The organism is Nocardiopsis listeri, from assembly GCF_020741345.1.
Taxonomy (GTDB): Bacteria; Actinomycetota; Actinomycetes; order Streptosporangiales; family Streptosporangiaceae; genus Nocardiopsis; species Nocardiopsis listeri_A.
In genome coordinates, this window is sequence record NZ_DYZD01000283.1 from 1 (window position 1) to 5736 (window position 5736).

Below are 5736 nucleotides of genomic sequence, written 5' to 3' on the forward strand. Positions count from 1 at the left end.
GCCACCTTCTCCTGCCATCGCCTGTCGGTGCCCTCACCTTGGCCGCTGCCGATGAGGAGGAGGTCGCCCAGTGAGTCGGCGGCGACAAGGGTGCCCAACCCGGGCAGAAGCAGGCGTTCGGTGAGGTCTCCTTGCGCACCCAGGATGATCAGGGTCTGGATCGATTCGTCCACCGAGTCGTTCATGCGTTCCCCACCGTTGAGGTCCGGCCCGTGGGCTCCATGCGACCACGGCCGGTGACTGTTCCGCGTCGGTCACGGACCGTGATCGACAGTAACTTCAAAAGGCGGCCCGGTGGTGGAAGTGGCGCCGGTGGGAAGTCGCGATCGTCGAGTCCGCTCCGGCGTCGAAGTCACAGACGCAGGACCGGCTTGAGGATCCGTCCCTGAGCGGCGTCGGCGGCGGCCTCGTTGATCTGGTCCGGCTCGTAGAAGCGGACCATCTTGTCGAAGGGCAACCGGCCGGCACGGTACAGCCCGACCAGTTCCGGGATGAAGTCGAAGACGTCGCTGTCACCCTCGGTCACACCACGAATGGTGCGCCCGTTGAGCAGGAAGTTGACGTCGAAGGTGCCGTCGGTGCCCACGGGAGGCGCACCGACCACGGCCACCATGCCGTCGCCCACCGCCAGGGAGTCGATCGCCTGGCGCAGCAGGGCGGGTACCCCACTGCTCTCCAGGGCGTGGGTGAGTCCCCGGCCGCCGGTGATCTCGGCGATGCGCGCGACGGTGTCCTCCTCCCCGCCGTTGATGGTGTGGGTGGCGCCCAGTTCACGGGCCAGTTCCAGCCGGGAGGGCACGATGTCGATGGCGATGATCTTCGCGGCCGGGGTGAGCGCGGCCCCCATGACCGCGGACAGGCCCACGGCTCCGGCGCCGAAGATCGCGACCGTGTCCCCACTGCTCGGGACGAGTTCGTGGAGCACGGCCCCCACGCCGGTCTGGATCCCGCAACCCACCGGTGCCAGCATCGCGAGTTCGTCCTCGTCGCCCGCCTCGACCGGGACGACGCTGCGCGCGTGGGCGACGCAGTACGTGGCGAAGGAGGACTGTCCGAAGAAACGGCCACCGATCACCCCACCCGAGGGGGAACCGATCGGGGTGGTGCCGTCGGGGCGCCTGCCGTCGAAGTTGAGGGAGAGGAAGTCGACGCAGTAGGCGGGGTGTCCGTGTCGGCAGGACCGGCACTTCCCGCAGGAGCCGAAGGAGAGCAGGACCTTGTCACCGACCGAGACGTGGGTGACGCTCTCGCCCACCGCCTCCACCACACCGGAACCCTCATGACCGAGCACGGCGGGCAGTGGCGTGTGCAGGTGCTCGTCGCGGGTGGCCAGGTCGGTGTGGCAGATCCCGGCGCCCACCACGCGGACCAGGACCTCGTCGCGACGGGGTTCCTCCAGGCGGACGTCCTCCCAGGTGAAGGTGCCGCTACCGGGGTGGACCACCGCGGCCCTGGCTTCGGACATGACCGAGTCCTCTCTTGCGTTCGTCCCCGAAGAAGGGGTGATCGGGCACATTCTCCGTCAGGGGGAATGTGGGGGACGGCGGACGCGCCGGACGAACCGATGTCGTCCGACCTGGTCGCTTTCGCCCGAAGGAGGGGATCGGGTCTCCTCCTCCGCAGGTCGATCACGGTTCCCTGCCGTGTCACATGCCTCCGGTACGCTCCGCGTGACCCTCCAGCCATCACCGCCGGGATTCCCGTTCCCCTTGCCCTCTCCCCCGCCGATCCCCCTCCCCGGGAAGCACCGCGGCCTCTTCCAGGAGTCCACATGGAACCGACCTACGCCGACCTCACCACCGATCCCGCCCGGGTGGCCAACGCCCAGGTGGATCGTGAGAACGCCCGGTTCGGCGCAAGCAACATGAGACTGGACGCCGGAGGCTCGGTCGATCTCACCTTCCACCTGGACGAGCAGATCGTCGAAGGCGTCCTGCGGGTGACCGCGCTCGTCTCCAAGAACGGGGGCTCCCCGGGGCATGCCCCGCTGACCGTGCTGGTCAACGGCGAACCGGTGGCCTCGCGCCTGACCATCCCCGGCGGTGGCGATCTGCCCCAGAACCTCGACTTCGCGGTTCCCGGCGAGTGGCTGCGGACGGACGGCCCCAACGTGGTGACCGTGCGCAGCGGCACGGACGCCCGAACGATGCTGTGGCTGTACCGGATCAGCCTCGACTCCATCGACGAACGCGACCGCTCGGTCCGTGCGATGCTCGCCGCCGCCGACCAACGTTCGGTGCTCCGTTACACCACCCGGAGGCGGGTCCACTCCACGGAGGGGTCGGAACAACGGTGGGAACCCGCCGGGCGGCTGCTGTTGTACGTCGACCGGGACGAGAAGGCCCCGATCGCTCAGCTCTCGTGGCGCGCCGCCGACGGAGCCGAGGCGGCGATCGGCTTCCAGTCGGCCCTGGGCGACTTCCACGGCTACCATCGCTCGGCCGATGGCCTGCTGAGCGAGTACCGGGGTGACCTGGAACAGCGCCTGGCCTACCCGGAGGGGACCGAGGAGGTCACCGTGCACCGCTTCCGCACCGAAGAGCACTGGGGCGAGCGTTGGCACACCTCAGGGGAGCTACGGCTGATGGTCGAGGACGGTGGCGCCCCGGTGGAACGGATCACCTGGCGTGACCAGCGGGAGAACTCCGGATCGGTCTTCCTCGAAGAGAAGGCGGCCGGTTTCCTCGGCTACTACCAACGGGTCGACGAGGGCCCCATCGGCTACCGGGGCAGGGCCGTCAACGAGGTGTGAGCGAAGGCCCGGTCAGACCACCGCAAGATCATCGCGGGTGAGGGTCGGCCTCGGCGCGGCGGATGCGCTTGATGGGGATGGGCAGGACGCAGACGGGGGCCGGGACGTCCAGACGGTGACCGGTGTCCTGGGGCACCCCGGTGTCGGGGTCGATGAGCAACGACATCAACTCGTCGCCGTTCTGAGCGGCGGCGACCAGGTGGTCGGGCTCGTCGCGATGGCCGCGGACCACGGTGAAGTGGCGGGGCCAGGCGCCGACGGGGGTGTCCGCGAGGTGCTCCAGGCGGGCGCCGCCATCTCGGACCGCGAAGGTGGAGATGGCGTCGGCGCCCCGGTTGGACACGTACACGCGTCCCTCGTAGGTGCTGGTCGGGGGCAACGCGTCCCCCTCGGCGATCTCGCGACCCTCGACCTTGAGCCGGTGCAGGGCGATCTCGGCGGGGAAGTTCTTCCCGGCCGCCTCATCCGCGGTGGCGGTGACCGAACCCAGGTGCTCGCCGGTGCCGGACACCCCGTCCCAGCGCACGACGTGCACGCGGGAGTCGAGTTCGCCCGCGACGTACACGTGGTCGCCGTTGACCACCATGTGGCGAGGTCCCGTACCGGGCGGCAGGGGCACACCCGGGAAGGCGTCCTCGCGAGGCTCGGGGGCCTCTTCGGTGAGCTGTTCGGGAACCGGACTGTAGTGGTAGACGCGCAGTTCGTCCGTGCCCAGGTCGGCGGCGAGCAGGTAGCGGTTGCCGGGTTCGAAGGAGTCCAGGGCCACGGCGCTGCTGTGCGCGTGCGGCCCCTCCTGGCGTTCACCGACCGGGCCGGTGCCCCGGTGGGCGAATTCGAGGGTGTGGCCGGTGGGTCCGCCGTCCTCGGCGGTGGTGACGAGGGCGACCACACCGTTGGCGTAGTTGGTGACGGCGGCCTGGTGCGGACCGAGGTAACGCACGTGACAGGGTGAACCGCCACCGGTGGGCACGGAGCCGATCTCGGTGAGGGAGGCGTCTCCGTGCGGCCGGAACGCGGTGAGAGTGCCCTCGGCGCGCTCGTTGACCGCGTACACCGTGGGCGGTTCGGGCCGATAGGCGAGGAAGGAGGGGCCGGTGGTGCGAACGGCGACCCCGCCGTCGGTCATCTCGCCGGTCCGGGGGTCGAACCAGACCCGGTGAACGCCCTCTCCCTCCCCCGGCGGTTCGGAGTCGGGGGTGTAGGTCCCCACGAGCAGGAGCCGTCGTGGTGTGTCCACAGGGTGCCTCGTTTCCGTCGCCTGGGGTAGGGATGTGGTCCATACCACCGGCGGCATGGTATCGCCCCTGGGCATGGTCGGAAAAGGCCGAGCCGACCGGTGTCCCGACCTCACGTGAACGCCCCGGGGACCGTCCGCGCCGAAGACGCCGACGTCGTGTACACCTGAGTCCCGAAAATGTTCACTGTTCACAAAAAGTGGAGCTCTGCCCTGCGTAGCGCGTCTGTTACAGTTCCTCCTCGAAAGACCGTTCTCGGGGAGGCCAGAACCACTCTCTATACCCACGTCCCCTGGGCTTTCGGCCGATTCAACCTCTCGGAATCCGCGAGATCATAGAAGATCAGGCCGTTTCAGGACTTTTGTCACAAAAAGCACATGAAAGCCCAGGGCAAAGGCACGATCATCCTCGGCGTGGAGAGTGCGCCCATCCCCCGCGTACTCACGACCCGTGGCCCCGCACCCGAACAACAGGACCCCCATTGGCCCTCCGTTCCATATCCGAAGTACCACTGCCCGACCCCGCGACCATCGAGCAGGTCCGCATCTCGTGCGCCGACATCCCCGAGGGATCGACCCGCCTGTCGAGGTCCTTCTACGAGCACCTCTTCAGCATGGCCCCCGAGGTACGCGAGATGTTCTCCGCCGACATCAAACCGCAGCAGCAACGCATGGCCGACGCCCTGCTCTCCGTGGTCCAGCACCTGGACACCCCCGATGAGCTCGCGGGATACCTGCGAAACCTGGGGCTGCAACACCACCGAGAACTGGGCGTCCTCCCCGAGCACTATCCCTACGTGGGACGTGCCCTGGTCCGCGCCGTCAGCGAGGTCTCTCCCACCTGGTCCTCCTCGATGAGCTCGGCGTGGGTGCTGGTCTACCAGTGGATCACCGCGCACATGCTCGACGGAGCCGAACTCGCCATGTCCTCCTCCGCGCCCCACAGGGCACGTTGACGGCGACCGGGCGCCGCCGCGCTTCGTCGTCCCCGTAAACCGCACACAGTCGAAGGCCTTCGTTGATGTCACAGAGCAGTAGCAACCGCGTGCCCGGAGCCCAGGGGGAACGCCACGTACAAGCGGTCATGGGCACCACCGAACGCGCCGACCGCTTCTACCGCGACCAGATGCTGGACCACCTCAATCCGGCCATGAAGGAGTTCGTCGCCCGTCAGGAGATGCTCTTCATCGCGACGTCGGACGCCCGGGGCGAGTGCGACTCCAGCTTCAGGAGCGGGCCGCCCGGTTTCGTGCACGTCATCGACGACCGCACCCTGGCCTACCCGGAGTACCGAGGCAACGGAGTGTTCGCCAGTGCGGGCAACGTGACCCAGAATCCGCACATCGGCCTGATGTTCCTGGACTTCGAACGGGACCGGATCGGACTCCACGTCAACGGCCGGGCGAAGATCACCGAGGACGAACGGCTGCGTTCCCACGTCCCGCACCTGCCCCTGCCCCAGGTGCCGGGGCAAAGAGCGCTGATGTGGATGGTCGTCCGGGTCCAGGAGGCCTACATCCACTGCCGTAAGCACATTCCCCATCTGCGCAGGGTCGGTGCCGACGAGGCCTGGGGCACGGACGACGCGCTGCGCAAGGGCGGCGACTTCTTCGGTGCCAAAAAGGAGGGCGAGGCCCGCAGAGGGACGACGGCGGGGATCGGACACCCCTAGATGAGTGATTCCAGGGGGTGGGTGTGGTGGTGGTCGGTGGTGCGCCTTGGGTCGGGGATCCTCCGGTGGGGCGCCTGG

Annotated in this window: 5 protein-coding genes and 1 pseudogene; 3 read left to right on the forward strand and 3 right to left on the reverse strand. The window is 68.5% G+C overall.

Annotated elements, in window-relative coordinates; genetic code table 11:
• A pseudogene (locus K8V84_RS15110) lies at nt 1-185 on the reverse strand (glucose-6-phosphate dehydrogenase); the annotation flags it as partial.
• A 167-nt stretch (nt 186-352) separates the two neighbouring features.
• A complete protein-coding gene (locus K8V84_RS15115; RefSeq protein ID WP_304075296.1) occupies nt 353-1465 on the reverse strand; it encodes an NAD(P)-dependent alcohol dehydrogenase in 1113 nt (370 codons plus the stop codon).
• A gap of 306 nt (nt 1466-1771) precedes the next feature.
• Here K8V84_RS15115 and K8V84_RS15120 point away from each other — a divergent pair, with 306 nt between their 5' ends.
• Nucleotides 1772-2752 carry a hypothetical protein gene (locus tag K8V84_RS15120; protein WP_304075298.1) on the forward strand — a complete coding sequence of 327 codons (981 nt, stop codon included), beginning with the start codon at nt 1772-1774 and terminating at the stop codon, nt 2750-2752.
• A gap of 28 nt (nt 2753-2780) precedes the next feature.
• Here K8V84_RS15120 and K8V84_RS15125 read toward each other — a convergent pair whose 3' ends face one another.
• Nucleotides 2781-3989 carry a lactonase family protein gene (locus K8V84_RS15125; RefSeq protein ID WP_304075299.1) on the reverse strand — a complete coding sequence of 403 codons (1209 nt, stop codon included), beginning with the start codon at nt 3987-3989 and terminating at the stop codon, nt 2781-2783.
• A gap of 479 nt (nt 3990-4468) precedes the next feature.
• Here K8V84_RS15125 and K8V84_RS15130 point away from each other — a divergent pair, with 479 nt between their 5' ends.
• Together K8V84_RS15130 and K8V84_RS15135 are read left to right on the forward strand one after the other, a co-directional pair.
• Entirely contained in the window at nt 4469-4942 is a 474-nt protein-coding gene (locus K8V84_RS15130; RefSeq protein ID WP_304075302.1) for a globin domain-containing protein, read from the forward strand.
• Between the two features lie 65 nt (nt 4943-5007).
• Complete coding sequence (locus K8V84_RS15135; protein ID WP_304075305.1) at nt 5008-5658, forward strand: pyridoxamine 5'-phosphate oxidase family protein; 651 nt, start codon at nt 5008-5010, stop codon at nt 5656-5658.
• Nucleotides 5659-5736 lie beyond the last annotated feature (78 nt).

Coding starts and splice junctions, on each gene's coding strand:
- K8V84_RS15115 (WP_304075296.1), bottom strand. CDS start 1,465: ATGTCCGAAGCCAGGGCCGCGGTGGTCCACCCCGGTAGCGGCACCTTC.
- K8V84_RS15120 (WP_304075298.1), top strand. CDS start 1,772: ATGGAACCGACCTACGCCGACCTCACCACCGATCCCGCCCGGGTGGCC.
- K8V84_RS15135 (WP_304075305.1), top strand. CDS start 5,008: ATGTCACAGAGCAGTAGCAACCGCGTGCCCGGAGCCCAGGGGGAACGC.